Source organism: Brevibacillus sp. HB1.1 (assembly GCF_013332445.1).
Classification (GTDB): domain Bacteria; phylum Bacillota; class Bacilli; order Brevibacillales; family Brevibacillaceae; genus Brevibacillus; species Brevibacillus porteri.
In genome coordinates, this window is sequence record NZ_JABMIV010000006.1 from 187,010 (window position 1) to 213,949 (window position 26,940).

The window sequence follows — 26,940 nt, forward strand, 5'->3', positions numbered from 1 at the left end:
GACTAATAGCTGAGCAACAGGGGCTTGACCAATATTTTAACTTAAAGGAATGTCCAGACTACCAGAATTTCCATTTAGTCCCACCCATGAATTCACCGTTTTTTTCAAATTATTCAGGATAACATATTCAACTTTCCAGTCTGACTTATGGCCATTATCATCTTGAATTAAAGTAACTGATCTAATTTCTCCAACGTCTTTTCCTGAAATGTAAAACGTTTCAAGATCACCTCGCTCAAAGCTACCATTAATCTCTCTTGTGAAAGAATCTTTTGAACCTCTTATCGTGACTTTAATATTAGCGTCAGTGCCTGAATCTTGATCATCAGATGTCTTAATTTCCAAAGTATAATTTTTCAGAGCTTGTGTGCTAGCATTTTGGGGAGCAGCAAATGAAGAAATAGGAGCTACAGATACAAGAATAGCGATAGCAGTAAATAAGGAAGCTATTTTTTTCAACGGTAAAACCTCCATATTTTGGTATTTTTTACAATATATAAATTATCACATATATAATTAATTGTAAATATTTCCAATATATATTTTTTTCATGTCTGCCTTACTACTTCTTTGGACTCCTGACTCCTCTTCCAGGGTCATCCGTTTCCTCAATAAAGCAAGACTGTCGGTAAAAAGATAAAATCATATCTTTAATTCTGAAGTCTATAGCTTGAAAATTAATATGATGACGCATTGTTTGTTATAAAAATGATCAGTGGCCATGAAAAAGAATTTTTTTCCTCTCGAAAAGACTATGTAGCTTTGAGCAAGATTCAATCCTTTGAAGTGATGGAATATACAAACAAGATAAGGCACCTCCCTAAAAATAAGGAAGGTGCCTCTCCACTTTTTTTCAATCAATCCCAAGCAAACCTCTGCTCTTTCCAGGGATTGCCGTACATATACTTGTGTAACCATTAAACAGGTTAAAAAATGCCCTCCTCGGTCAGTCGTTGCTTCTATCCGTCGGTGTTATCGACTTTAGCAGTCTACGAATAATGTTTAAAGTTTCAAAAATAGCGGAAAACAACAAGCATATCGTATTTTCATAAGAAAGGTGAGAGCGGATGTTCTTTCGAAATTTGAAGTTGTATTACAAAATCTTTACGCTTATTGTCCTAGCATTAATGATGTTGATCGCAGTCGGAGGGGTTGGGTACATTTCCACAAGAGATGTGGCCGAAAGCTCGGAAACGTTGTATAACGAAAACTTTTATGCTGTCGAGTCGATCAGCAAGATCCGCACCAATATGCAGACCAATGCCTCTTATTTTATGGAACTAATGGTTACCACAGACCAGAAAAGGAATAAAGAATTAATAGACAATATTGAACAAGTGAAAAATGATAATGCAAAAGTAATAGCCGATCTGGACAACATCGCTTTCGATCAGAAGAAAAGCGAGCTGTTCAAGAAATTCAAGGGATTGTATGAGGCTTACGTTACTGAACGAAATAAAACAATAGAACTTGCTACAACCAACAGGAACGCGGAAGCCTATCAGTATTACCTAACAAAAGTCTACGCTGTGCAGCAAGAGACCTTCGATGTGATGAAGGAATTCTCGGACTACATGAGCGATGATACAAGGAAGGTCAATGCAGAAAACAAGCAAAATGCCGAAACTGAAGCTACTTTCATGCTTGTTGCTGTCATCGTGTTTGTTATTCTACTAGCGGTAATTGGTGTTGTCATTAGCAATATGATTACAAAACCGGTAAAAAAAATACAGGAACTGATGAGCCGGGCCCAAGCTGGCGACCTTACCGTATTCGGAGAATATCAATCCAGGGACGAAATTGGGACACTTACCAAAGATTTTAATCAAATGATCGCTGGACTGCGTACCGTTGTCAGCAAAATTAACGACAATGCCCTTTCCTTAGCAGGGAGCTCGGAAGAGTTGGCAGCTAGCGCGGAACAAACAGCGGAAGCCACTACTGTCGTTACAACTGCGATTCAGGAAGTAGCCAATGGCGCGGAGCAACAGCTTCACGGGTCAGAGGAGAGTGCGCGATCCGTGGAAGAAATGGCAGTAGGCATCCAAAAAATTGCAGAATCAGCCTATACGGTGTCTGTCTCCTCCACAGAGGCTTCGGAGGAAGCGATACAAGGGAATACTTCGATTCGAGAAGCTGTCGAGCAGATGGACTCAATCAAAGAGGCTGTAGATACCTCAACCAATGTCATAAAATTCTTGGGTGAACGCTCTGAAGAGATTGTCAAAATCGTAGATGTGATTACCGGCATCGCCTCGCAGACCAATTTATTGGCGTTAAACGCAGCGATTGAAGCTGCCAGAGCGGGAGAGAATGGAAGAGGTTTTGCTGTTGTGGCTGATGAAGTAAGAAAGCTTGCTGAACAATCGGAGGAATCAGCAAAACAGATTGCACACTTGGTTCACGAGATTCAAAACAATACGAACCATGCCGTAGGCACGATGAGTAAAGTAAACCAAAATGTTCAATCTGGGATCAGCGTCGTCCACGAGGCAGGTGAATCATTCCAGAAAATAGTAAACAAAATCCAGGACGTCACCGATCAAATTCAAGAGGTATCAGCTTTGGCAGAAGAGATGTCAGCCAGTTCCGAAGAGATTTCTGCTACTGTTTCTGAGTTTGAGCGGATTTCCAAAGAAACAGCTGGGAACTCACAGTTGGTTGCCGCTTCCTCTGAGGAGCAGTTGGCTACAATGGAGGAAATTTCAGCTTCAACCCAATCTCTAAATATACTGGCACAGGAGCTTCAGGAAATTACAGGTACATTTAAGTTAGCATAACATAGCATAACGATATGAATGGAAATCCTCGCATCTGCACAGATAGCGAGGATTTTTCGATGCTGATCTATTTTTGATCTCACTCGTTTTTTTAAGACAAATTGTCAAGCCACGTGCGAAAAAGCTTACATAATGGCAAGGTAGTGACCTGTATCAGCGGGACGTCACTCGCCTTGCTTTCCCCATATCTTCATTTTAGAAGGTGGTGCAATTAAAAATACGTGTCCGAGTGACTGAGCTCCGGTCGACATACTGAGGCACTACATTTCACCCACCTCCAAAATAAAAAGCACCACGTGGGTGCTTAGTTAGATAAATTAATAAATCACTTATCATACTCCATAATTTCAAAGTCTGAAATAGCAGTATAAACAATGTGATCTTTTCTGCTTGTAAATGGACCTTTGTTAAATTCTTTATTTATTACATAATAATTCTTCCCTACTCCACGATCATTGAACCACTCAACAAATGAGTTAGCAACCATTTAACTAATAGCTAATTATACTTCTCTAAAACTTCTTTCTTCAATTTATTAAACTGCTCAACATTTTCACCAAAATATTCACTTTCCTCTAAACTACGGTAAGTATCAGTTGGTTGTGCTTTTTTAGCCTTTGTATTCTGCATACCTGCACTGATATCATATTTACCTTGATACATTCCGATAATTGCATATCCTGCTTTATCACCTGTATCTCTCAAGAATAATACGTAGGTACCTTCTTCATTCATGAGATTATAGCCTTCAACTGTATCAAAAACATCACCCTCGAAATAAGCAGGCTCATATACAGAGATTGTATCTCCTTCTTCAAGACTTCCCTTGTGAACCTTCTGTATTTTTACTTCGGACTCTGAAGCAGTTTTTACATCACCTTCGCCAAGATTCCATTCTTTTAATGATCTCTTTCCAGTAAATTCAACTTGTACTATATAGCCCGAGTACTTTTCAACCTCTTCGATATTTTCAAACAAAATAAAATCGGCTTGATTCATAGCAACTCGATAATCTTTTTCAGAAGTGTTTAATTCTTTATAAGAAAATGCTCCTCCTACTAACAAAGCAATTGTAGCAACAGAAACAGCGATTAATTTTTTCATAACTCCACCTGCTTTCTCCTAGTACTTCCAGGATAAATTATTTTCGTCTAATGTCGTAGGATCAGTAAGGCTCAACTTTCCTTGCTCCATTATAGAATTAGACGCTTGATGGACTAAGCCAAGTCCATGACCAAATTCATGAATTGTAGTTTTTCTGCGGTTTGCAGAACTGTAGTTATAGTAATCCATATATTCACGATTTAGAATTATTTTCACTCTATCCCAAGATTCAGTCCCGTAATGTCTTTCGTAATTATCATTGCTGTCTAAATAATATAAGCGGGTCTCTCCAGCATAATCCAATCCATATTGACCTGCAGTAACCCTCAAATCGTAATTAGAAGAAGACGCATTGGATGTATCATAGTTAATATTAGCTCCAGAAATACCCTCATAGTCTTCTATAGCTTCAGTAACAGCACCTAGTAGTTTCTCATCTGAAACTGAAGCAGTGATATAGGTATCAATGTCCTTGACATAACTTGATGTTGGAGTAGTATCAAAAAATGCATCACCCCTCGTCAATTCCGCATATGCTACATTGGTTAAAGAAAAAGCTCCTAGTAAGACTAAACCAAATACTCTTTTTTTATTCATTTTTATGCTCCTTTTTTAAATTGTTGCATACAGTTAATGGAAATAACAACACGTAAAATCAGGTATTCTCTCACCTTCTCTACGCTTCCATAATTATATAATAATTCCCTTTTTCTTCCTGTCAAACAAAAAATACAATTCATTTTTAGCTACGTGACTGTGATCTCACTGTAAAAGCCAAAATAACCCGCTAAGACACTAAGCCTAGCGGGTTATTTGCTACTATGATCCCTCCGTAACAACTATGCACGTCCCTTCGCCTTTTACTTGGGGCGTACAAATTGTTAAGCTGCACTTGACATTCAAACGTTTCAATGTACCACATTGTAAATGCATTCTTCCTGTCAAACACGAATGGTTACGAGAACATAGTTAAAAAAACTCTGGTATTTGTGGTGCTACCGCTCGGCCGACATAGAAATTATGTCCACAATTGGGCCACATGACATTTTGAGCCAATCCTAAATAAGGATTTCAGAATCAAGTTCGATTGCTTTAGCAGTTTGCCATTCAAAAACGTTTCTTGTAGGATCCCGGCATTCGTCAGGTAGTATCATTTGTACTTGTTATACCGTGTTTTCGAATTTGTCATAGAGTCGTATGACGAAGCCTTAGATGGAATAAGACGAGTAGCTTGTGAAATTAAATCCTTTAAAACAAAAAAGAGGCGGATCATCACCGCCTCTTTTCTCAAATCAATCCCAAGCAAACCTCTGCTCTTTCCAGGGATCGCCATACATATTGTACCCATTCTTCTCCCAAAACCCTTGCTTATCTTTCTCCATAAACTCAATCCCACGCACCCACTTGGCGCTTTTCCAAAAGTAGAGATGCGGGACGACGAAGCGCATCGGCCAGCCGTGCTCAGGGGTCAAGTCTTCACCGTTATGTTTCGTGGCGAACAGATTACCGCTTTTCATGAAGTCGACCAGCGGAATGTTCACAGTCCATCCGTGCTCAGCGTGCAGCATGACGTATTTCGCTTCCGGCTTCACCTTCACCAGCTTCAGAACTTCCTCCACCGGAATGCCTTCCCATTCATTGTCCAGCTTGCTCCAGCCTGTCACGCAGTGAATATCGTTGGTCGTGCCGCCTTTTGGCAGAGCCATCATTTGTTCGTAGGCCAGCGTCACTTCTTCTTCGACGAGACCGAAAAGGCGAAAACTCCACTCCGTAGACAGATCTGTATATTCCGGAACCTCTCCATAGTGCAGGACAGGAAAGCCTGTCGTCTGTTTTTGATTCGGTGGAATGCGATCGCGCTTGGTATCTGCCGCTGGGTTGATAAACATGTTGTTTCCACTCCCTCGATTGTCAGTCTCTTATTTTCCAACCCGCAAAAGGGCGTGATCTACCTTGATGCACATGTCCTGCACAACCTCGATGCCTTGATCTGCAACCAATTTTGCTGCTTCTTCATTGGCAATGCCCTGTTGCATCCAGAACACTTTTGGCTTGTTCTGCATTTTCAATGCTTCCTCTGCAACAGGCATCATGTCTTCGCTGCGGCGAAACACGTTGACGATGTCTACTGGCTGATCTATCTCAGTCAGGCTCCCCAATACTTTTTCACCCAAAACCGTTTCACCCGCGATGACAGGATTGACCGGGATGATCGTGTAGCCCGCGTTCTGCATGGCTTGCGATACCATATAGCTGGTACGGTCCGGCTTGTTGGACAGCCCCACTACTGCGATCGTTTTTGCATCCTCCAGCAGTTGACGACGTGCTTCGTTGCTTGGATTTTGAGCCATGTGAAAACACTCCTTTTTATTTTGAAATGGGAAGTTGAACTACCTCTTATTTACTACGACTGGAAACGAATTCAACGATGGTCCGCGTCATCGCTCCGGTACCGCCAGCTGGTTGCATGTCGCCAGCACTTGCTGTGTACGCCGTACCCGCGATGTCCAGATGTACCCACGGTGTGTCGCCAACGAATTCTTGCAGGAAAACACCACCGATGATACCGTGGCCATAACGTCCACCCGAGTTTTTCAAATCGGCAAAACGGCTCTTGTTCAGGCTGCGGTACTCATCGAAGGTAGGGAGCTGCCACAAACGCTCACCTGCCACGTCTGCAGCTTTCATCAGTTCATCCAACAGTACTTTATCATTAGTCATGGCGCCAGAGCAGAAATGACCGAGCGCGACCACGATACCACCTGTCAAGGTAGCGGCATCCACCAAGCAAGACACACCTTGCTCTTTTGCATAGGTGATGCAATCAGCCAGTACGAGGCGACCTTCTGCGTCTGTCGTAATGATCTCTACCGTTTTGCCGCTCATGGTCGTGATGACATCCCCTGGACGGAATGCCGTTCCGGATGGCATATTTTCCACGGTACCGACGACAGCCAGTACGTTTACTTTTGGTTTAATCTGTCCCAGTGCCTCCAATGCGCCGATCATTGTAGCCGCTCCACCCATGTCCGACTTCATGTCTTCCATGCCAGCTACTGGCTTGATGGAGATTCCACCTGTATCAAATGTCACGCCTTTACCGATCAGGCCAATGACATCGTCCCACGTGTCTCTTCCTTGATATTTGACTGCCACAACGTAAGGCTCAAGCTCGCTGCCTTGTGCTACAGAAAGCACTCCGCCCATCCCTAGCTCTTCCAGCTTCGCTTTTTCCATTACTTCCACAGTCATGCCATAGCGCTCTGCTACCTCGACCATCGCATCCTTCAAAGCGCGTGGAGTCAAGTAGTTAGCTGGTTCATTGACGAGCGTGCGCGCCAGATTCGTCCCGGATACGAGCGCCGAACCACGTGCAACACCTGCCTGTACCAATGAAGCATCGGCATCTGCTGACAAAATTTGCACCGTCGAAATTGGGTCAGACTCACGCTTTGGCTTTTGACGATAGCCCTCGTAATTGTATTCGGCAAGTCCAAAGGCTTCTGTCACTGCCTGCGCCAGACGATCAGCACTCAGATGCTCTGTTGTTGGCAAATCAATGACTACTGTTTTGCCTTTGCCTTTTCCCACAACCGTTTTGGCTGCACGTCCCCATGCATTTCGGGCTGCGACGAAATCAAATTTCCCTGGTTCACCCATCCCGACGATCAACAGTTTTTTCGCAGCTACGTTGCTCATTCCGTGAACAACCGTAATTTCCTTTGCCTCACCCGTAACTTCCTTGTCCTGCTGCAAACCACTCAGACTACCTCCAAAAGCTTCGTCCAATTCCGGGTATACTTGCGAAATCTCCTCACCCTTCCACAGCGGAACAATCAGTTCATCACACGCAATATTCACAAGCTGTATGCGTTTTTCTACTGCTACTTTCATATACTCTTCCCTCTTTCTGTGTGGTAGGATACTATATGGGCACATTTGTTTAACATGATGTGTCGACATATAAGCGCAAGGGTGGAAACGTCATGGCTTTTGCCTCTGTGTAAGAAATGACATCCTTTTCCGGCAACAATTTCTCGCATTCATCTATGTAACGAAGAACTCTTGTTACGTCCAGTCCCCAATGAACTGGCTGGTAACGGGTCAAATACTTTCGTGCATTGCCTAACATCCAGCGAGCACCTTTTATATTGCCGTACTCTTGGTGATACAGTCCGACTGACAATTGCAGCAATCCTTGCAGAAACTTGTCTGACTTATCTTCCATCCAGATGTCTTCCAACAGATCGTGGCATTCGTAGTATTCTCCATCATTGAATTTTTCAATGAACTGCAAATACTGCTCGGGATACCCCATGGATGCATGCCTCCGTTTCGAACCTTCCGTCTTCATGGTAACACAGATTGGCAATGACTTTACATCCAAACAAAAACTTCACGGATTAAGACAACGCCCTTCTGTTACAATAATCCTAGAGATAAGCGCACAGTAGAAAGGAATGGATTTTCCGTGGCGGATTTTTTTGAAAACTTCCCCTTATGGGCAGCACTGCTAGCCATAGGGATCGCCCAATTTATCAAAATTCCCCTCCATTTTTTTGCAACGAAAACGTGGCAATGGTCACTACTCATGAGTACAGGCGGTATGCCCAGCTCCCACTCTTCTGCGGTGACGGCACTATCCACAGCCGTGGGACTGCGTGAAGGCTTCGGCAGCAACATGTTCGCTATTTCCGCTATTCTCGGCGTAATCGTGATGTTTGATGCCGCAGGTGTCCGCCGCCATGCCGGTATGCAAGCCGTTGTCTTAAATAAGCTGGTCGATGAATTCAACCACCTGTTAGAAGGAATGAAATCGTTAAAAGTACGACCTAGCCAGGAAAAAGCAAAAAAACTGAAAGAACTACTCGGTCATCAACCGATCGAGGTTTTGATCGGCGGTTGGTTAGGCGTCATGATTGCGTTATTGCTCCATCCGTTTTTTTAAAGGAGGGCTCCCATGCGCATTGTTTCCATCTGTCCCAGCAATACCGAAATCCTGTATTATTTAGGCCTGCATGAGCATGTCGTCGGATTGGATGATCACTCTGACTGGCCGCTGGAGTGGCAGCATCTCCCCCGGGTTGGGCCCGATTTGACAATCGATATGGACCTGGTCGCTGCCCTCCAACCGGATCTGGTCGTAGCGTCACTCTCTGTTCCTGGCATGGAGAAAAATATAGAGGCACTGCGCGATAGAGACATTCCTCATATCGTCCTGAACCCTTCCCGGATCGCAGAAATCGCTCAGGATATCCGACTCGTCGGTGAGGCAACAGGAACACAGAGGCAAGCCGAGCAGCTTGCGGTTCAATTTGACGAAACCATTGAAAGCATCCGACAAAAGGCCGCGAAGTACGCTCAACGCCCGAAGCTGTACTGGGAATGGTGGCCGAATCCCATCTACACACCTGGTCAGGAAAACTGGCTGACTGATGTAAGTGAGATTGCGGGTGCCACTAATATTTTTGCAGATTATCCTGTCGCGAACGTCAAGGCTACCCGAGAAATGGTCATGGAACGCGATCCCGATCATATTTGTGTCGTCTGGTGCGGAATTGAACTGAAGCGAATCAAGCCTGACATGATCACAAACCGCCCAGAGTGGATGAACATGACTGCGATTCGTAACAATCAGGTCCACTTGTTGGAAGAGGGCCTTTATTGCCGCCCTTCTCCTCGCATTTTGGAAGGACTGGAGAAGCTAGTTGACTTGATTCATACAGAATGACAAAAAAAACGTTCAAAGCCTGTGCCTTGAACGTTTTTTCTTTTTTTCTTTCATGCCACCGATGCGGCATCCATTTGTTTTCGTTAGTTGCTATTCAGTTTGTTGTTGGCCGCTGACGGGTTCCGCCATGGCTGCGATTCCTTTTTCATTCAAGCTATTCAGAAAAGCTTCCGTTACTTTGCCTTCGCCTTTTTTTACGATATACACGTCCACCGATTTTTTCCCCCATTGTGAGAATACGTCCTGCTTGGTCTCGAAATACAGGTCAATCTTATGGCCGCGAATCGCTCCACCCTTGTCAGCTACAACGCCATATCCATAACCGGGGATGTACAAAATGGTCCCCAGCGGGAAAACGCGCAGATCAGCTGCAATCGTGGAATAGTCGTCCCTACGAACTTTTACACCTGAATATGTAATGCCATAGGACGGGTGAGATGGATTTTTGCCCGTCGACTCGTATCCAGCATAGTAGCCGGTCGCAACTACACGTACTTTTGGATATTGATCGTGAAATACATCCGCTTTATCAATCACTTGAGTAAGAGAACTGGCTGATACCGTCCGTTTTTTGACGACATGTTGCCCCTCTTTCATTTCCTTGATTCCAAAAGTGGATGAGACTCCGTGGTCTCCCACAACATTATAGCTGTATCCATCGCTTGCGAAGGCCGTCAAGACCAGGATGAACAGCGCGACGATACTTACGAACTGCTTTCCATTCATTTCTTGGTAAACCTCCTCTCGTTTCTAGTCATGTCCCGACGAGGAGGAAAGTATACACAAATTTTGGCTGATTACAGAAATATTCAGTCAGTTATATGTTTTTCCAATAAAATACCAAAAGAAAAACAGGCCCGAAACAAAGGCCTGCTTGTACTTGATTAAAACATCCGATATCCTTTTTTGCGAAGCGTTTGAATGGTCCAGCCACTCGCCACTGTACCTGCCATGCCGCAACCCAGAATGAGCGAATCCCATATTCCCGGAACGATTTGTTGATAGACAAGCGCACCTACAACTACACCCACGCCGATCACAACTGGAAACCATGTTGTTTTCAAAATCATGTTTAAAATAAACCCAATGCCAAACCCTAGCACGGAGAACAGAACAATGGATACCATAAATTGCATCAAGTTCATCGACGAAAAAGACCTCCTGCCACCTTCTCCACCTTTTGCCACTTTTTCGGCAAATACAGGAAAGACGGGCTATTTTCGGTATTAAGTGTAGCAAAAAGGCGAGGGATCGGTCAATAAGAGAACCCTATCGTATGTGTATGGCCTGACAGAAAAAACCGCCGATGCATTCGCTTCGACGGTTTCTATGCGAGGTTCCTTAATCACTATTGATGAAAAGAAACAGCTTCCTTCTGAGCTTCCTGTGTACCAGCTCCGTCACAGTTAGGACAATTCTCCGAGCCCCCCAGGAGCAGTTGGAAATACCCTTGGCCGTGGCAGTACGGGCACTGTTCTTGTTTTTGTCTCATGTTGAGCTCCCCTTTCGGCATACATGCGTGAGAATTAATTGCATGTATTTTCAGATTATTTTGATGTATCTAACTATATCAGAATTTCCCCTTGGTTCACAATACAGTTCATTGCGAAAAAACCATAAAAAAACCGCAATGTAAGCGGAAACATTGCGGTTTATCTAGCTTATTCGCAGTATTACTTAAAGATTTTATAGGATGTGTATTGAAAAATGGGATCGATATCAAATGATTGACCTGTCATTCCTTGCTCACGTTTGATATAGTCCGGCAATATGATTTTCAAATAAGTCGATGACAGCGGGTCTTGAAGCAGGTCCTGTATCGGCATAAATCTCGCCTCCGCGATCTCACCTTCCTGCGGGCGCGGCTCCCCACCTATGTAATCCATCCAAAAAACGACCATATTGTCGCTAATGGACTCCCGAATGACGCCAGAACGGATTCCCGCTATTTGTCGTACGACTGCCTCGACACCCGTTTCTTCCAGCACCTCACGCACTGCTGCTTCATCTACAGTCTCGCCCTCCTGCACGAATCCCGCAGGAAATGACCATTGTCCTTTTAGTCCGCTGTACGTTTTTTTGACAACCAGTGCTTCTTGCCCGCGGATAACAATCCCGCAGGCGCCTAGCCAAACCTTCCCTTCCCGCATCTAGCTCGCTCCTTCCACGTCCTAGCTAAGCGAAACCCCCGGCTCTTCCTCGCCGGGGGTACCTATCAATCATCCTCGTCATCAAGGAGCCCATTATCGATCATGTATCGTAGATTTTCCCGATCCCTCTCGCGGCCCTTTTCCTTGAGCCGGTCGATGGCAGGCAGGATGAGAATATCTACTTCACGCTGTACATGCCATGCCAAATCGTGTCGCCCCTGTTCCTCCAGAAAAGCTCCCACTTCCATCAAGGCATTGTACCGATCCATCTCTTCGCGGACCATGAGCCCCCGGACTTGAATGCTCGCGTGACGCATCGTTTTACAGCTTTACTTTCTTCAGTGCGAGACCGACGCCGCCAATTTTGTACAAGTAGCGCAGGTCGCTCGCTTTTTTCATCATGGCTGCTGTGCTGCCGAACAGCTTTTTCGAACCAACTTGCCCGATGCCCTCACCTTTTCCAAGAGAGGCAAGTGTCCCTTGCAGATGCGGGATGAATTTTTGAGGGAGATCGCCACGGATCAAGGCAGCGAGATTCTCACCCAGCGTCTCGCCTTCCTGTACCGCGATTTGCGCAGTTGGCGGGTAAGGACGTCCTTCTTCGTTGAAGATCAAGGCACAATCCCCTACCACAAAAACATTCTCATGACCAGGCGCACGCAAATATTCGTCTACCTTGACGCGACCTCGCATGACTTCGAAGCCTGCTTTTTCCACGATACTGTTGCCGCGAACACCTGCTGCCCAAACCACCGTCTTCGATTTGATTTCTTCTCCGGTAGCCAACAGCACGCCATCCGGGGTGCACTGCTTGATCGGCGTTCCAATTTTGAACTCGATGCCTTTTCTCTCCAATACATCCATTGCGTATTGGATCAGCTCTGGATCAAAGCCAGGCAATGCAGTTGGTGCTGCCTCAATGCAGTAGACTTTCACCAGTTCAGGATCGACATCAAATTCTCGGCACAGCTCTGGCAGACGATCGCCGAGCTCTCCGCAAAACTCAATACCTGTAAAGCCAGCTCCACCCACAACAAACGTGAGGTAGTCCGTACGATCCGGCTCATTTTTAAATTTGGAGAACATGTATTCAATGTGCTCGCGAATATTGCGGACTGCATTGATGCTGCGAATGCTAAACGCATGCTCCTTGAGTCCCTCAATTCCGAAAGTTTCTGGCTCGCTACCCAATCCGATGACGAGATAGTCATACGCCAGCACCTCGCCATTTTGGAGCGTGACGGTCTGCTCCTCTGGCTGAATGGCTTGCACCGTTCCTTTGACAAAGTTGACTTTGTCCTTGTTCAAGATGCCATCCAGACTGACGCGAGCATGATCCGCTGGTGCTGTACCTGCAGCCGGCTCATGTAGCCAAGTCGTGATGTAGTGATAGTTGTGCTTGTTGACCAAGGTGATTTCTGCCTCATTGTAGTTGAGCTTTTTCTGTAGCTGCAACGTTGTGAGCAAACCACCGTATCCAGCGCCAAGAATCAGGATTTTGGGTGTACCCATCAGTATCCCTTCCAATCATGTATGATGTCATAGTTCATGGTAACTTTAGGAAGATTGTGCGATTTTTCACGTGGTCTGTTACCTATTAAGATGCCCCATTTCATGATCCTTGTAGTATCGGAATTATTGCCCTGTATTGCCATCCGAACCACTCTGTGAAAAAATGCACAAAGTCAGACGTAGAAAAATGTGACAATTTCTTTACAGTCATCCTCATCTTATCGGCTGCCGATTGGATTTGCAAGGGTTTTTTGCCTATCATCTTTCGAATTTTCTCTCCTGTTTTTCCACTTGTATGGGTTATAATGGTTGAGGAGTTCGCTTACGATTAATTCGGAGGTGCTTTGGATTGAATTTTCTGCAAAAGGACGAGCAAATCTACGACATTACGATCATTGGTGGCGGCCCTGCCGGGTTATTTACCGCTTTTTACGGCGGGATGAGGCAGGCCAGTGTAAAAATCATTGAGAGCATGCCCCAGCTAGGTGGGCAATTATCCGCTCTTTATCCGGAGAAGTACATATATGATGTAGCCGGATTTCCAAAGGTTTTAGCACAAGATTTGATCAATAATCTGAAAGATCAGATTTCCCGCTTTCAGCAAACCGTTTGCCTGGAAGAGAAAGTGGAAAATGTCGTAAAAAAAGTAGACGATGTGTTTGAAATCACAACGGACAAAGGCACTCACTACTCCAAATCCGTAATCATCACTGCTGGGGTAGGAGCGTTTGAACCTCGCAGGCTGGAACACCCAGATGCCGTCAAATATGAAAAATCCAATCTGCACTATTTTGTTACCGATCTGAACTCCTTCAAGGGACAGCGTGTAGCTGTTATTGGCGGCGGTGATTCCGCTCTGGACTGGTCCCTCATGCTAGAACCTATCGCAAAAGAAGTATACCTCATCCATCGCAGAGACAAGTTCCGCGCACATGAACACAGCGTAGAAATGCTTATGTCCTCCAAAGTAAACGTCACGACACCTTACGAAATTGCAGCTTTGCACGGCGAGGAGCGCATCGAAAAACTCACGCTGGCCAATTGCACAACAAAAGAAGAAGTCGATCTGGAAGTCGACGCAGTCATTGTCAACTTCGGCTTCATCTCCTCTCTCGGTCCGATCAAGAACTGGGGGCTGGAGCTCGAAAAAGGCTCCATCGTGGTCGATACCCGCATGGAATCAAACATTCCAGGCATTTTCGCAGCAGGCGACATCGCAACCTACCCTGGTAAGGTCAAGCTGATCGCTGTCGGATTTGGTGAGGCCCCTACCGCTGTAAACAACGCGGTTTCCTACTTTAATCCGGATGCCAAATTGCAGCCTGGTCATTCTTCAAGCATGGACAACTTCAAATCGTAAAAATGTTTCGTCCCTGTTGTGCCTCCGTTGGCTGCGACAGGGATTTTTCATTCCATTGCATAACCGCTTTTGTTGGCGTGCACAGTAGAAGCAACAACGAGGAGGCGATTACGCTTTGAATCATCTCTGCCCAGTTTGCAATGGCTTTACACCGCTCCAACAAACCTGTTCAACGTGCGGTCAAGCTCTGCAAGATGCAGGCCGTCTGTATGACTTTTATGGGAGCTACAGCCCGTACCGGGAGATAGACGATGCCAAGATGGACAACGGCTACATAGATCGTACGCGCCACCAATGCGTCCATACAGGCTGGTGTCCCTCCTGCCAAACCGAACAGGTGGTCTTCCTGGATGAATGGACCCCCGCTATGCTTGTAACCGATATGAAAAAGGACGCGTACCAGTAAGTCGGTCACGTCCTTTTTTTGTTCGAAACGTTATTTTTTCTTCATGGCCAGCTTTTCCGCCATGCGAGAATTGTTTGCATGCATTTGTTCTAGCATTTGCTGAAGTGACTCCTTAATCTTGGCTGTATCGCCAGATTCGATCGCCGAGTCAAAAGCTTCGTGTGTTTTTTTCATTTGCTCGATCCGAGCTTTTCGGGCGTCACGCTCTTCTTTTGGCCCCATGTTTTTGTCTTTCCATTCCTTGAACTGCTTTTCCATCTGTTCGTTGGTTATTTCGCCCTTTTTCACCTGTTCATTCAGCTTGTTAATCAGTTGCTTCCGTTCTTCACGCTTCGCCTGCCACTTCGGGTCGTCACTCAGCGCCTCGAACTCGCTCATTAAACGATCACGTTCTTTAAACGTTGCCTGCCATTTCTCCACGCTATCCGGTGCATATTTTTCCGCTAGCAAGAGCATGTACATTTTTTGATGAACGCCTCTGTTGGAGCTGTTTCGCACCTTCATGTGCTTCTCTCCATGCTCATCATGGCTGTGAGTCGGCTTGATCACCTGGGCAACAGTTGCCGATACATCTTGGGCCAACGCAACCCCTGGCATGGCGAGACCCATTACCAGCGCTGTTGTCATCATTCCTTGCTTCCACATCTTCATACGATTCACTCCTTCTGGTAGAAAACGTCTATCATTGATCCGTTAAAAAGGGCGCAACTCTTCTCTATCCAGCCCCAATAGCTTTACAAGACCCATTTGCTCGAGATCACTTTTTGTTTTTTCGGTGCCATACTGATAAATGAGTTGGTAGATGGCCCTCAGGTTGTCATCGTATTCGTCGTTGTCCCGATCCGGCATGTCAGACCATAGTGTATGCCCATGCATCCACATCATGAAATCCCCATGGACGCAGTTATTGAACAAGTCTCGCATCATGCCTACTTGAACATCGGTCGCTTCGATCTCAAAATCGTACGTGGCAGAGCCTTTTTCATCACGGATTTCTGCCACTGTCGTTCCTGCTTGTAAGGTCACGTAGTAGTGTTTCTTATCCAGTGTCACTCATCTCCTTTTTGGATCGCATCACCGACTTGAAAACTTTTCCTCCTTACCTTGTGCAAAAATCGCGAAAACATGTATATGACGAGCAAAAAAGCCCTCCGTCATGGGAGGACTTCTGCCTATTTGCTGCTAAGCCTATCTGTTACGATCGATCTTCTTTCCGCAAATTATGCCCGGTGTTCTCTCCCGTTTTCGGAGGAGTGCTGCGTGAGCCGGCGGATGCTTCTGTTGGACGTTTGTCTTTGTTGTTGTGCTTGGACATGTGGTTCCCTCCCTTACTCGTGAGTGGCTACCCATGTAGTATGTCCCTACCATTGAAATGAAAAAACACCTTGACCCGCTATGCAGGCCAAAGTGCTTGTTTGTTGTTATATTCCAATAAGAGAATCGAATTATTTCACGACTAATTTTGCAACCATTTTTCCATGATCCGGTCCACAGATCACGTTGCAAAAGATAGTGTACTCACCAGCTGTATCGATTTTCATCGTTTTGCTGCCATCTTTTTGCATCTCTACATCCAGCCCTTGGATACCAATACCGTGAAAGCCTTCTGTCGACTTGAAGTTGAGCGTGAACTCTTCGCCAGCTTTTACTTCAAAGGTTTCTTGATTGAATTTCCAGTTACTAGCTTCGATATTCACTTGTGTGCCAGTAGTCGCTGCAGGAGCCGCTGCATCCGTGCTAGCAGCTTGATCCTTGCCTCCGCCGCATGCTGTAATCAACATTGCAGACAATGCAACTGAAGAAACCAACAGACCCCACTTCTTATTCACAATGACCCCTTCTTTCTTCTTTTTCTACACTTCCATCTTACTCGATGAAATCAATCCAAAATCTGGGATCGTGTGAACGAACAGTGACGAATTGGGGAACGATTGATGAACACGAGCGCTCATGATCGATTGATCCCGTATACCGTGATCTCTGGAAAGCAATTCAGCCGGACTGGCAGTCTTGAAGTACCAAGCCCGCGACTGATGCCAAATACGCCAACGGATTGATCCTCTTTTTGCCCGACATGAAAATGCTTGTAGGCACCAATAGTCCGATTGAACAAGCGAACTTGTCCCCCATGAGTATGTCCGGTCAAGAGAAGGTCAGCTTTCAAACTCTCACTGTGAATCAATGAGATTATATTGGGAGAGTGGGCCAAAAATATCATTCCCATCAGGATACACAAAACAATCGTCGTCATCATTTTGGAACAATTCCCCTTCTCACCCGTCTTATGGTTAATAGGAGTGGATCAGTCATGATGCTTCAAAAAAATCGTGGTACCATAGCAGTTCTTTTCTCGATAGCGATTCTTTTTACCTTTTTCATCCACCCTTTCCCTGCGTCAGCCTGTAGTTGTGCCAGACCTCCCGACACACTAACGGCAAAGGACTTGTCTGCTGCTGTTTTTACAGGGAAGGTGCTACAGGTGAATGAGCGTACAGACTGGATTGGTATGCTTTCGTTTTGGGATAAACCAGTTCGGGAAGGTTTTGACGTTATGTTCGAGGTACAGTCCACTTGGAAAGGAGTAGATCAGCAACAAGTCTTGATTGTCACCGATGGGCTTGGAGGCGCATGTGGCATTCCTTTTCAATTGGGGCAAGAATATCTTGTCTATGCGTCTTATGGGGAGCTAAATGAGCTAGAAACCAACATCTGTACACGAACAGTCCTCAAAGCAGATGCAGGAGAAGACTTGCAAGTATTGGGGTCTGGTACAGTGCCTGTCCCTTCAGCAAATCTCAATTGGAATGATTATTTTGCCATAGTTATTGTTATTGTCATCATCATCTCAGGAGGAGTCTTGTTCTACCTCTTTTGGTTCCAAACAAAACGGAGACGATAGATCACCTCGTCTCCGCCCTCATTCATTTCATGGAAGATAAGCCTTTGCACGATACTCCGAGAGATTAAAGGACTGCCAGCTATTGTCCTCATACAAAATCTCTTTTCGCTCCTGTAGCATCTCCATAAACCTCTCTTCTACCTTTTTATCCCGCACAAGCTCTATAACCACTGGTATGGCGTCATAAGACAGCTCGCTCAAATACTCGATGTCGATGTGTCCAGTCGCATGATAGCGCTGTACATTGTTTTTGGCAATGATGACGTCCATATTGATGTAATTCAGAATGACGTAACTCACTAGTGTCACAATCGCGTAATACTTGATCAGGGAGAAACCGTCGCGCCAAATTTTCAAGAGAGCAATGATAAACAACACAAACAGAAAGATCATGAAAACGTGAGCTAACAGCCGCGTATGCGTATACCCGTAAGCATCCTCATACAGTGAGAGGCGAAAATAGGCGGACACGAGCATGAAACCTGTGCAAATCGTCAGCATACTCAGCAGAACTTGAATGATCCGGTAGAGCATTGGTTTTGCCCGTGATGCAAAGTGCATCGTACATAGGAGAATCAAGAAATTAATAACAGTAACCGTCACCAGCTCATTGAAGCCATTTCTAGCATACTCGGCGTACGTCAATTCATCTGGCAAAACTCGCTTCGCCCCGCTGAACAAATACGATATCTGAATGTATGTAAACGCTGTGTACACCATATTGATGATCGCCAGAATCGTTACAAGGATAACCCCGTCCCAGACGATCTTCTTTTCTTCTTCAGGCACAGGCAATTCCACTACTTCTTCTCGTTTCCCGAAAAGAGAATACATGTAAGCAAACACGAGGATCGTAATGATCGCGATTAGCATCATTCGAAAGATTGCTTCAAGTGAATGGACATCAATGACCCTTCGCGGTATTTGACCCAGAAAATGTCCAAACACACTATCCGCATTCGAGAGCAAGGAGAGTACAATCACCAGCAGAGGCACCGAGATGCCGATTCCGATGAAAACCTTCTTCATCACCCCATACTTCTCCTGGTTCACCCTACCCTTGATCCATTCCTTTGACAACCGAAAAGGCATCCGCATATACTTCGGGGTGAAAAGGAGCAGCATCTCCAACATCTCCATGAAAAAGCCTGCCTCATACCATTTCGCTTGATGACGCTTGGTGATCAGAATCGTTTGGATCACGAATAAAAACGGAATCAATAACAGGTTGAACAGATGAAAATGCGGATTGGAAAATAGAAAAAAGGTAAAGGCCAATAGAAAAATCGGAAGCGTCCATATCCAGTCGAATACTTGCTTTCGAGAAAAGCGTATAGGAATGCGTTGCCTAGCCTGCCAAATAAAAAGACCATACAAGCCGATTACGAACAATAGATAAGAGATGCCAAATCCTTTACCGTAAAACATCCAGTCAAACAGTAAGCCGATCCCAAATGCCCCCAGCAATAGCCACTGTAAGCCTTTTTGTTCTTGCGTAACATCAGCCACCTTTTTCACTCCTTACTCATGCTTTTTCCTTAAAAAAGTCAAGAGCAGACTCCAATAAGGAGCTGCTCTTGTAAATACGCGCGCATCTGGATAAATGTTACATTTTTGGTTAGGTGTATCTATTTTAAATTCTGGGCAATCATCAGTAAATCTTTTTTCGTCAGAACAGGATTCATGGCAACCACTTCGATGAGTCTATTCTTGTCCTCTTGATAGACCTTTACGACCTTTTCTTCGGTTCCATCCATTAGCTTGCCAGCTATATACAGTCCCTCATAGTTTTGCACTTTCACTTTTTCTACGATGGCATCCTGTCCTGCTTCTTCCTCGATGTATTTCACACCTTCAAAATTCGTGATGGCGATGTATACGTCCCCGTCCCGCTCTTTTCCTTCACTCCCTTTGTACAACGTATAGACTCTATCAAAATTTGACTTAGGAGATACCTTTCGCACAACGATTTGCTTCTTCTCGTTCTCTGCTTCCTTGTACATTTCTTCGAATAATTCTGCTTGGCTATAATCAAATGGGTAATTTACATGCCCATTTACAAATTTGTAACCACCCGCTAGCTCAGCTGGTACCTCATAAAAGCTCCCCACTTCTTTCTGTAGTGGCGGTGTGGATTCATGAATAACAGGAATATAGGTGAAAGAAACACGTTTTTTCGGATTGTCTGGGCCAGCCATGTATACAGCTGCTCCCTCTCCTGGCTTAAGCGAATCCCTTACATCTTGAAAACTCTTCCAGTTTCCAGATTTACTTTGCGGTTGTGGAGTAGCAGTCTGCTGCACTTTTACAACGGCTTCCCCTTTTTCATTCTTCAATTCGTATACCTTCATGGCTGCATAAGCGGATGTTCCCCCAAACACAAGAATCGCTGCGACAAGTAATCCCCATCTTTTTTTCACTTGCTTCCCCTCCGACCTCATTTTTTGTTCCTTCATTTTTTGAAGAACCTGTTCCTTGACATCGAAATCATCGGCGGCGGCAGTTAACTGTTGTTTCCAATCATCGGGTTGCTGAGATCGAGTCATGTCTATCACCGCCTTCATTCACGAGCATGTAGAATTTGCACTTTTTCAATGCCCGTTCATACTGTTTGCGCAGCGTAGCTGGCTTCGTATCAAACAACAAGGCCAGCTCGTCGTAGCTTCGGTCTTCCACCACACGCAAAATCAGGAGATTACGCTCCTTTACAGATAGCTTTGCTATTGCTACATGAAGAGGGTTGTTCAAATACTCCGTATCTTCTACCTTCTTTTCTCCCTCATGGCGACTGACCGTCTGAATCCCCGCTCGCAAAAAAGTGAACACACGATTCAGCTTCGCTCTGTTTAAGAGGTTCAGACAATGATGATACGCAATCTTATACATCCATGCCGAAAAAGAAACAGTGTGCCGATAGCTGTCCAGCTGCTCGAATGCTTTCAAGAAAACCTCCTGGACAGCATCCTCCGCTTCCTGTCGGTGTCCCAGCATGTGATAGCAGTACACGAACAACGGCTTTTGCATCGCATCGATGATCAAACCAAATTGGTCGATATCCCCGGCTCTGACCTCCTTTAGCGCTTGCTCCATTTCGTTATGATCCAATCCCTCTCACCTCCGATTCGCACGTATAACAAACAAAGGCGTCATTTTGTGACACGATTTGGAAATTTTTTAACCGAATACTCCCAACAAAAAAACCTCTTCAACTCATGCGCAATATCTGCACAAGTCAAAGAGGTTTCTATTACTCTTAATCACCAAATACTAGCAAAAGGCCTTAGTCGTCACATTTCTCCGCTTTACCTTCAGCGAGTGCCGTCTTAAACGAAGATCCACAGCCACAAGAAGCGACTGCATTCGGATTCTCGATGGAGAAGCCTCCGCCCATCATCGATTCCTTGAAATCAATCTCTGTACCTTTAATGTATGGGTAGCTGTCCTTGTCGACAACAATTTTCACACCGTTTTGCTCGAAGGTCTCGTCGCCTTCTTTTATCTCTTCGTCCCAGCCCATCCCGTAGGTAAAGCCGCTGCAACCACCAGTTCTGACACCTACCCGTAAAAACACATCGGGCTTACCTTCTGCTGCCAGCATTTCTTTTACTTTCAGACTGGCGCGCTCTGTCAATGTAATCATGCTTCTTTCCCTCCTTCACAGGCTCATTATTCCTGCACTTGTTACAACCAGTATATTCAGTTTACTAAGAAACGCTTCTTCCCACAAGGTTCCCCTGCACTTTACGCGTTCATTCTTTTCAAAATAAAAAAGAAGGGTTTCCCCTTCCTATGCAAAATGTGCATTGTTTTCCATTAGATAAAATCTATAAGCTTTCTTCCGGTTCCCTGCCTTAGACAGACTATGATCGATCTGGTTCAGTTCGTTGTGTAGTTGATCAATTTGTATACTGTATTCGAGGACATCTGGATGATCTAACCCAAACTCTAACCCCATATATACCATACGCTGTCGAAGGAGTTCGATTTTCTCGAGCAAAACGTCCCGCATTTGAAGCTCCTCCTAGTAATAGATCAGGCTTTCTTACTATATTTTACAAGAACAGCTAGAATTTCGCAAACAAAAATTCCTTTATTTCCGAAAATATACCAAAAATACGACGGTAATTGTTATATTTTTACATCCACAACTTCCTTCTAGAGAGTTGGAGAACTTATGATATTGTTCGTACTTACCAAGAGGTTTATAATATAGGTGCTCTTGTTGCCCGAGATTTACTCTATTCCTAAGAGCCTTTCCACTCCCATGGAACGAATATCGATTGGGTATGACTGGATTAAAGCTCTTTCATCTAAGAACCATTGACTTTGAAAGGAAGTGTTTGGAATGGCGCTTGAAACGATTGCCATACAAGACAAATCTCTCGCCGGAATCGCAGAAAAAGTTATGCATGGCGAAAGACTTACCTTGGAAGACGGTGTCACCCTTTTTAATTCCAACGATCTTTTGACGATTGGACAATTGGCTAACGTTGTTAACTATCGCAAGAATCAGGATAACGTTTACTTTTTGCAAAATCTGTACATCAACCCAACGAACGTATGTGAAGCTCATTGCAAATTCTGTGGCTTCCGCCGCGATGAAGGGGATGAGGGTGCCTACACGATGAGCACAGATGAGTTGCTTCATTATGTAGAAACTCGCTTCCATCCAGGTATCCGTGAATTCCATATCGTAGGCGGACATAACCAGCACAAGCCATTTGAATACTACCTCGACACCATTCGTACCTTGAGAAAAGCGTACCCGGATGTAACGATTAAATCGTATACAGGTGCAGAGATTGAGTTCTTCTCCCGCATTTCCGGTCTATCCATCCGCGAGGTTTTGCAAGAGCTGATGAAAGCTGGTCTTCAAAGCCTTACAGGTGGTGGCGCTGAAATTTTGACTGAGCGCTATCGTATGAAAATGAGCCCGGAAAAAGCAAGTACAGACATGTACCTGCAAGTACACCGCACGGCTCATGAGTTGGGCTTGAAAACACATACCACCATGCTGTACGGCTCCATCGAGACATTGGAAGAGCGCGTGATTCACATGCTCCGCCTGCGCGAGCTGCAAGATGACACAAACGGCTTCATGGTGTTCATTCCATTGGCTGTTCAACCGATCAAAGCAACAGCTGGTATCAAACGCCGCAACTCTGCCATTGATGATTTGAAAACAATGGCGATCAGCCGTCTGATGCTCGATAACTTCCAGCATATCAAAGCATACTTCATCAACATCGGTACCCAGCTCACACAACTTTCTCTGCAAATGGGAATTTCCGATGCTCACGGAACCTTGATCGAGGAGCGTATCAGCCACTCAGCCGGTGCACTTACCCAACAAGCTCTGACTGTTGATGAGTTGGTTTGGTTGATCAAAGGCGCAGGAAAACGTGCGCTGGAACGCGATACCTTCTACAACGTAATCAAAGAACATTAATCAATAAAAAAAGCTGATGCTCCCTATCACTTGGGCATCAGCTTTACTATTTTGAAACATGCACGGTTGATCATGCTCCCCAATGAACATCCTAAGAGAACAACCTAAAGAGGAAAATCTGCATTCAGCAACTCTTCTTCCTCACGTAATTTCTTCTTGATTTTTACCAGTAATTCATCGGCTGTTGGAGCTTGTACCAATGTGCCGTTTACGAGCGCGAATGGCTCCATGTAGCATTCACCGCAATACCCCAGACAGCCGTACTCGAGTACGTCCACGTCCAGATCAGGATCATTTTCCAATGCATCCACGACGGATTGCGTATAGGAGGAAACATTGCTCGCGCAAAATTCTACTAGTGGTTTCATCTATTGTCACCTACCGATTATTTCGACATCATCACGTACTTTATTGTACCGCGACTTTGATAAAAATCCAGCGGAGAAAACGGGAAAAAGATTCTGCTTGCATTTTTAGTGAAAGAGACTAAAAATAGAGTGGGTGCTGTAAAAAACGGACAGAAGAAAGGACTAGACCTTCTATGAAACGACTTGTGATCCTTGGAGGAGGATACGGGGGTCTTCGTATTATTGAGCGAGTCCTGTCCCCTGATTTACCAGATGACGTGTTTATAACCCTCGTAGACCGTATGCCGTTTCATGGCTTGAAAACAGAGTATTACGCTCTGGCGGCAGGTACTACACCGGAATCTCACCTGCGTGTTAATTTTCCAAACGATCCACGCCTGACCGTCAAATACGGTGAAATTGCTGGTGTGGAATTGGACGAGCAGGTCGTCAATTTTGCTAACGGGGACACCCTCTCCTACGATTGGCTTGTAATCGGATTGGGTTGTGAGGATCGTTACCATGATATCCCTGGTGCTGAACAATTTACGTGTTCGATTCAATCCATGGGAGCTACCCGCAACACATACATGGCAATCAATAATGTGAACCCATACGGCACGGTTAGCGTTGTGGGTGGTGGTCTTTCCGGGGTGGAAATGGCTGCTGAGCTACGCGAGAGCCGTCCCGACCTGAATGTACGCATCATCGACCGCGGTCAAAGCATTTTGAGCCCATTCCCGAAAAAGCTTCAGGAATACGCGTCTCAATGGTTCATTGAGCACGATGTACAGCTTGTTTCCATGGCGAATGTCACTAGCATCGAGCAAGGGATCGTGTACAACCACAACCAGCCTGTTGAAAGTGATGTTATCGTATGGACAGCAGGTATTCAAGCGAACAAAATCGTGCGCTCTCTGCCGATCGAAACAGATAACATCGGACGTGCCAAACTAAATCAGTATCATCAAATCCAATCCCATACGAACGTGTATGTGGTAGGTGACTGTGCAAGCACCATCATCGCGCCAAGTGCACAAACAGCTGAGATCCAGGGTGATCAAATTGCCTTGATGTTGAAAAAAGACATCAAAGGTGAGGAGTATCCAGCTTCATTGCCTGCTCTCAAGCACAAAGGCTTCCTCGGTTCCCTCGGCAAAAAGGAAGGCTTTGCCAGCATGGGGAAAATGTCTCTAGTCGGTCAGATGGCTCGTGTCATCAAGAGCGGTCAGCTATGGATGTACAAAAAGCATATGGGATAAAGCACAAGCCTGTTGGCCGGATGGTCTAACAGGTTTTCTTTTTGTATCATCTAAGGAACCTGGCTGATCATCGAGGCTCTATCGTCAAATAATTCACACAATAAAACAACAAAGCTTATTCCAGACTTTCTTTTGGAATAAGCTTTTTGCTTAGATTTATATCAAATCCGTTTATAACGCGATAAGAATGACTCTACATCATTGTACAGCCCGCCCTGATTGGCATATTTCACGTAATTTTTGACTGTTCGCAGCCAGTCAATGGTAGAAGGATGTGTGGATGCAATGGATTGCTTCAAATCATTCATCTGGATTGGGCGTTCAACACCCGACTTCATAATTTCCGCGATCACCATTTCTGTAGCAATCTCGACGACATTCTCGATGTCTGCCCCAGAATACAGGTCCGTTTCCTTGGCTAACCAGTCGTAATCGATCTCAACCACTGGACGTTCGGCCAGCTTGATTTGAAAAATGGTCTTCCTCGCTTCTTCATCTGGAGGTGAGACAAAAATCATCTTGTCGAAACGACCCGGACGTTTAAAGGCAGGGTCTACATCCCATGGCATATTGGTCGCACCGATGATGAGCATCTTATCTGTGCTGGTATCAATCCCTTCGATCTCGGTTAAGAGCGTATCAACAACTGTCCGCATCGTATTAGACGAAGCACGGCTGCGATTGTAACCGAGCGCATCCATTTCATCGAGGAACAGGACACTCGGCTTGTTCGCTCTCGCAGACGAGAAGATCTCTCGGAGGTTTTGCTCACTAGCGCCGATATAAGGATCGAGAATATCCGAAATATGTATGGGCACAAAGCGGGCACGGCATTCCCCTGCTGTGGCTTTGGCAATGAACGTTTTCCCGCATCCTGGAGGCCCATACAGGAGGATTCCACCCCCTATTTTTTTCTTGAAGAGCTCGAACAGTCCAGGAGACACAAACGGCTTGATAATTTTCATATGAATGGCATTCTTCACTACAAATCGTCTTCGGCTACTTGCATATACCCTGTCAGCGCTTCGTGCTTTTCTTTTTTCTTTCCGTCGATCATGCTCATATAAAACTGGTATTGCAGTACGGTTGAGTCCATTGGGTCTAGGCGTTTCGCTTCTTCCATCAGCAGCCTGGCCTTTTTTAGATGGCCCGTCTCGTACATCAAGAACGAATACGTAGCAATGATACTCGGTTCGCTGGGGTTTAAGGACAACGCAAAAAGCATCGCCTGCTCCGCTTCATACCATTCTTTTTGCTGTATCAGAATCAGTCCAAGGGTATTATATACATATTCTGTGACCAAGCCCTCATTGATGGCGTATGTACAAAGCTCATAGGCTTCTTCGTAATTGTCCAGTTGGTATTCACAATATGCCATCATATACAGCAGTCTGGGATGCGTTGCGTTTTTGGCCAATACCTGCTTAAATTGTTCTCTTGCCTGTTCATAGCGCCCCATCTCATAGTAGTGCTCGCCTAGCTGATAGAGGACAGAACTCTCCAAAACTTCAAGATCCATATAATAATGGCACTCCTTTTACTATATAAGCCACTTCGAGCATCCTGCCTACGAAAGAGCACCCAATAGCTGTTTGGAGCATTGGCTGTATTGTGGCATGGATTCCTTTATGAACCTTATATCTTCGTTCCATTAAAAAGTAATACGCAATCCCAATCCATGTCCCTAAAAAAAATCGGAGTATCCCTAGTGGTAAGACGAAATAAAGAATAATTCCCACTGCCAAAATGATGCTACGCAACAGAGGGTTAGCCCGTAACCATACTGCATTTTGCATCCCCAACACAAGCGCGGGTAAAAAACCACCAATCATACATGCATACAGATAAGAGGTCAGATTGTACGATTTGGTTTCATAGTTTACACCAGGCTTCAGACTCGGTTGAAACAATTCTGGATTCATTCATTCACACTCTTTCTT

33 protein-coding genes and 1 pseudogene are annotated in these 26,940 nt (G+C 45.1%); 8 read left to right on the forward strand and 26 right to left on the reverse strand.

The window, feature by feature from the left end; all coding sequences use genetic code 11:
- Positions 1 to 36: 36 nt before the first annotated feature.
- A complete protein-coding gene (locus tag HPY27_RS17350; protein WP_017251320.1) occupies positions 37 to 459 on the reverse strand; it encodes a PLAT/LH2 domain-containing protein in 423 nt (140 codons plus the stop codon).
- Positions 460 to 1,067: 608 nt separating this feature from the next.
- Between HPY27_RS17350 and HPY27_RS17355 the strand changes: the two genes are divergently transcribed.
- Positions 1,068 to 2,780 (forward strand): methyl-accepting chemotaxis protein, encoded by a 1,713-nt coding sequence (locus HPY27_RS17355; protein ID WP_174225555.1) that lies wholly within the window; start codon positions 1,068 to 1,070, stop codon positions 2,778 to 2,780.
- Positions 2,781 to 3,278: 498 nt separating this feature from the next.
- Here HPY27_RS17355 and HPY27_RS17360 read toward each other — a convergent pair whose 3' ends face one another.
- The 6 genes from HPY27_RS17360 to HPY27_RS17385 form a co-directional block, all read right to left on the reverse strand.
- Complete coding sequence (locus HPY27_RS17360) at positions 3,279 to 3,884, reverse strand: hypothetical protein (protein WP_017251323.1); 606 nt, start codon at positions 3,882 to 3,884, stop codon at positions 3,279 to 3,281.
- Positions 3,885 to 3,902: 18 nt separating this feature from the next.
- Positions 3,903 to 4,481, reverse strand: coding sequence for a zinc metalloprotease (locus HPY27_RS17365; protein WP_017251324.1), 579 nt, complete (start codon positions 4,479 to 4,481; stop codon positions 3,903 to 3,905).
- A gap of 695 nt (positions 4,482 to 5,176) precedes the next feature.
- Positions 5,177 to 5,773 carry a sulfite oxidase-like oxidoreductase gene (locus tag HPY27_RS17370; RefSeq protein WP_174225556.1) on the reverse strand — a complete coding sequence of 199 codons (597 nt, stop codon included), beginning with the start codon at positions 5,771 to 5,773 and terminating at the stop codon, positions 5,177 to 5,179.
- A 30-nt stretch (positions 5,774 to 5,803) separates the two neighbouring features.
- Positions 5,804 to 6,235 (reverse strand): CoA-binding protein, encoded by a 432-nt coding sequence (locus tag HPY27_RS17375; protein WP_144619450.1) that lies wholly within the window; start codon positions 6,233 to 6,235, stop codon positions 5,804 to 5,806.
- 46 nt (positions 6,236 to 6,281) lie between these two features.
- The gene (locus HPY27_RS17380) at positions 6,282 to 7,778 is read right to left on the reverse strand and encodes a leucyl aminopeptidase (protein WP_174225557.1); all 1,497 of its coding nucleotides are present in this window, start codon (positions 7,776 to 7,778) and stop codon (positions 6,282 to 6,284) included.
- Positions 7,779 to 7,827: 49 nt separating this feature from the next.
- On the reverse strand, positions 7,828 to 8,202 hold the full coding sequence (locus HPY27_RS17385; RefSeq protein WP_017251328.1) for a DUF309 domain-containing protein: 375 nt from the start codon (positions 8,200 to 8,202) through the stop codon (positions 7,828 to 7,830).
- A gap of 153 nt (positions 8,203 to 8,355) precedes the next feature.
- Here HPY27_RS17385 and HPY27_RS17390 point away from each other — a divergent pair, with 153 nt between their 5' ends.
- Both HPY27_RS17390 and HPY27_RS17395 read left to right on the forward strand, forming a co-directional pair.
- Positions 8,356 to 8,832 carry a divergent PAP2 family protein gene (locus HPY27_RS17390; RefSeq protein WP_015892987.1) on the forward strand — a complete coding sequence of 159 codons (477 nt, stop codon included), beginning with the start codon at positions 8,356 to 8,358 and terminating at the stop codon, positions 8,830 to 8,832.
- A gap of 12 nt (positions 8,833 to 8,844) precedes the next feature.
- Entirely contained in the window at positions 8,845 to 9,615 is a 771-nt protein-coding gene (locus HPY27_RS17395; protein ID WP_173622960.1) for a cobalamin-binding protein, read from the forward strand.
- A 90-nt stretch (positions 9,616 to 9,705) separates the two neighbouring features.
- Here the strand turns inward: HPY27_RS17395 and HPY27_RS17400 are convergent, their stop codons facing one another.
- The 6 genes from HPY27_RS17400 to HPY27_RS17425 all read right to left on the reverse strand — a co-directional run bounded on the left by HPY27_RS17400 (position 9,706) and on the right by HPY27_RS17425 (position 13,277).
- The gene (locus HPY27_RS17400; protein ID WP_017251330.1) at positions 9,706 to 10,341 is read right to left on the reverse strand and encodes a 3D domain-containing protein; all 636 of its coding nucleotides are present in this window, start codon (positions 10,339 to 10,341) and stop codon (positions 9,706 to 9,708) included.
- 158 nt (positions 10,342 to 10,499) lie between these two features.
- Positions 10,500 to 10,760 (reverse strand): YuiB family protein, encoded by a 261-nt coding sequence (locus tag HPY27_RS17405; RefSeq protein ID WP_017251331.1) that lies wholly within the window; start codon positions 10,758 to 10,760, stop codon positions 10,500 to 10,502.
- 203 nt (positions 10,761 to 10,963) lie between these two features.
- On the reverse strand, positions 10,964 to 11,107 hold the full coding sequence (locus HPY27_RS17410; RefSeq protein ID WP_238144523.1) for a YuiA family protein: 144 nt from the start codon (positions 11,105 to 11,107) through the stop codon (positions 10,964 to 10,966).
- 181 nt (positions 11,108 to 11,288) lie between these two features.
- Positions 11,289 to 11,765: an NUDIX domain-containing protein gene (locus HPY27_RS17415; protein WP_026043309.1), complete on the reverse strand. Its 477-nt coding sequence runs from the start codon at positions 11,763 to 11,765 to the stop codon at positions 11,289 to 11,291.
- 65 nt (positions 11,766 to 11,830) lie between these two features.
- Positions 11,831 to 12,082, reverse strand: coding sequence for a hypothetical protein (locus tag HPY27_RS17420; protein WP_017251334.1), 252 nt, complete (start codon positions 12,080 to 12,082; stop codon positions 11,831 to 11,833).
- 4 nt (positions 12,083 to 12,086) lie between these two features.
- Complete coding sequence (locus tag HPY27_RS17425; RefSeq protein ID WP_174225558.1) at positions 12,087 to 13,277, reverse strand: NAD(P)/FAD-dependent oxidoreductase; 1,191 nt, start codon at positions 13,275 to 13,277, stop codon at positions 12,087 to 12,089.
- A 349-nt stretch (positions 13,278 to 13,626) separates the two neighbouring features.
- On the opposite strand from HPY27_RS17425, the gene HPY27_RS17430 reads away from it, so the two are divergent.
- Together HPY27_RS17430 and HPY27_RS17435 are read left to right on the forward strand one after the other, a co-directional pair.
- On the forward strand, positions 13,627 to 14,637 hold the full coding sequence (locus tag HPY27_RS17430; protein WP_017251337.1) for an NAD(P)/FAD-dependent oxidoreductase: 1,011 nt from the start codon (positions 13,627 to 13,629) through the stop codon (positions 14,635 to 14,637).
- Positions 14,638 to 14,752: 115 nt separating this feature from the next.
- The gene (locus tag HPY27_RS17435; protein ID WP_017251338.1) at positions 14,753 to 15,043 is read left to right on the forward strand and encodes a hypothetical protein; all 291 of its coding nucleotides are present in this window, start codon (positions 14,753 to 14,755) and stop codon (positions 15,041 to 15,043) included.
- A 30-nt stretch (positions 15,044 to 15,073) separates the two neighbouring features.
- On the opposite strand, the gene HPY27_RS17440 is transcribed toward HPY27_RS17435, so the two are convergent.
- The 4 genes from HPY27_RS17440 to HPY27_RS17455 form a co-directional block, all read right to left on the reverse strand.
- A complete protein-coding gene (locus HPY27_RS17440; RefSeq protein ID WP_174225559.1) occupies positions 15,074 to 15,694 on the reverse strand; it encodes a hypothetical protein in 621 nt (206 codons plus the stop codon).
- A 42-nt stretch (positions 15,695 to 15,736) separates the two neighbouring features.
- The gene (locus tag HPY27_RS17445; protein ID WP_007716752.1) at positions 15,737 to 16,096 is read right to left on the reverse strand and encodes a hypothetical protein; all 360 of its coding nucleotides are present in this window, start codon (positions 16,094 to 16,096) and stop codon (positions 15,737 to 15,739) included.
- Between the two features lie 392 nt (positions 16,097 to 16,488).
- A complete protein-coding gene (locus tag HPY27_RS17450) occupies positions 16,489 to 16,872 on the reverse strand; it encodes a cupredoxin domain-containing protein (RefSeq protein ID WP_174225560.1) in 384 nt (127 codons plus the stop codon).
- 119 nt (positions 16,873 to 16,991) lie between these two features.
- Positions 16,992 to 17,297 carry a metallophosphoesterase family protein gene (locus tag HPY27_RS17455; RefSeq protein WP_254612920.1) on the reverse strand — a complete coding sequence of 102 codons (306 nt, stop codon included), beginning with the start codon at positions 17,295 to 17,297 and terminating at the stop codon, positions 16,992 to 16,994.
- A 54-nt stretch (positions 17,298 to 17,351) separates the two neighbouring features.
- On the opposite strand from HPY27_RS17455, the gene HPY27_RS17460 reads away from it, so the two are divergent.
- Positions 17,352 to 17,942 (forward strand): hypothetical protein, encoded by a 591-nt coding sequence (locus HPY27_RS17460; RefSeq protein ID WP_174225561.1) that lies wholly within the window; start codon positions 17,352 to 17,354, stop codon positions 17,940 to 17,942.
- A 27-nt stretch (positions 17,943 to 17,969) separates the two neighbouring features.
- Here HPY27_RS17460 and HPY27_RS17465 read toward each other — a convergent pair whose 3' ends face one another.
- The 5 genes from HPY27_RS17465 to HPY27_RS17485 all read right to left on the reverse strand — a co-directional run bounded on the left by HPY27_RS17465 (position 17,970) and on the right by HPY27_RS17485 (position 21,951).
- The gene (locus tag HPY27_RS17465; RefSeq protein WP_174225562.1) at positions 17,970 to 19,451 is read right to left on the reverse strand and encodes a DUF4153 domain-containing protein; all 1,482 of its coding nucleotides are present in this window, start codon (positions 19,449 to 19,451) and stop codon (positions 17,970 to 17,972) included.
- Between the two features lie 119 nt (positions 19,452 to 19,570).
- A complete protein-coding gene (locus HPY27_RS17470; protein WP_174225563.1) occupies positions 19,571 to 20,488 on the reverse strand; it encodes a hypothetical protein in 918 nt (305 codons plus the stop codon).
- A complete protein-coding gene (locus HPY27_RS17475; protein WP_174225564.1) occupies positions 20,463 to 21,047 on the reverse strand; it encodes an RNA polymerase sigma factor in 585 nt (194 codons plus the stop codon). The genes HPY27_RS17470 and HPY27_RS17475 overlap by 26 nt, the downstream gene beginning before the upstream one ends.
- 175 nt (positions 21,048 to 21,222) lie before the next feature.
- Positions 21,223 to 21,582 carry an iron-sulfur cluster insertion protein ErpA gene (erpA, locus tag HPY27_RS17480; protein ID WP_017251346.1) on the reverse strand — a complete coding sequence of 120 codons (360 nt, stop codon included), beginning with the start codon at positions 21,580 to 21,582 and terminating at the stop codon, positions 21,223 to 21,225.
- A gap of 147 nt (positions 21,583 to 21,729) precedes the next feature.
- Positions 21,730 to 21,951, reverse strand: a complete 222-nt coding sequence (locus tag HPY27_RS17485) for an aspartyl-phosphate phosphatase Spo0E family protein (RefSeq protein WP_017251347.1) — start codon at positions 21,949 to 21,951, stop codon at positions 21,730 to 21,732.
- A gap of 336 nt (positions 21,952 to 22,287) precedes the next feature.
- On the opposite strand from HPY27_RS17485, the gene mqnE reads away from it, so the two are divergent.
- Positions 22,288 to 23,391, forward strand: coding sequence for an aminofutalosine synthase MqnE (gene mqnE, locus HPY27_RS17490; RefSeq protein ID WP_017251348.1), 1,104 nt, complete (start codon positions 22,288 to 22,290; stop codon positions 23,389 to 23,391).
- 104 nt (positions 23,392 to 23,495) lie between these two features.
- Here the strand turns inward: mqnE and HPY27_RS17495 are convergent, their stop codons facing one another.
- Positions 23,496 to 23,759, reverse strand: coding sequence for a YuzB family protein (locus tag HPY27_RS17495; protein ID WP_173622952.1), 264 nt, complete (start codon positions 23,757 to 23,759; stop codon positions 23,496 to 23,498).
- Between the two features lie 173 nt (positions 23,760 to 23,932).
- Between HPY27_RS17495 and HPY27_RS17500 the strand changes: the two genes are divergently transcribed.
- The gene (locus HPY27_RS17500; protein ID WP_173622951.1) at positions 23,933 to 25,000 is read left to right on the forward strand and encodes an NAD(P)/FAD-dependent oxidoreductase; all 1,068 of its coding nucleotides are present in this window, start codon (positions 23,933 to 23,935) and stop codon (positions 24,998 to 25,000) included.
- A gap of 161 nt (positions 25,001 to 25,161) precedes the next feature.
- Here HPY27_RS17500 and HPY27_RS17505 read toward each other — a convergent pair.
- The 3 genes and pseudogenes from HPY27_RS17505 to HPY27_RS17515 all read right to left on the reverse strand — a co-directional run.
- Positions 25,162 to 25,983 (reverse strand): annotated as a pseudogene (locus HPY27_RS17505) (ATP-binding protein); the annotation flags it as partial.
- The gene (locus HPY27_RS17510) at positions 25,983 to 26,519 is read right to left on the reverse strand and encodes a tetratricopeptide repeat protein (protein WP_174225565.1); all 537 of its coding nucleotides are present in this window, start codon (positions 26,517 to 26,519) and stop codon (positions 25,983 to 25,985) included. The gene HPY27_RS17510 and the pseudogene HPY27_RS17505, both read right to left, overlap by 1 nt.
- A complete protein-coding gene (locus tag HPY27_RS17515) occupies positions 26,509 to 26,922 on the reverse strand; it encodes a hypothetical protein (RefSeq protein WP_017251353.1) in 414 nt (137 codons plus the stop codon). The genes HPY27_RS17510 and HPY27_RS17515 overlap by 11 nt, the downstream gene beginning before the upstream one ends.
- Positions 26,923 to 26,940: the final 18 nt, after the last annotated feature.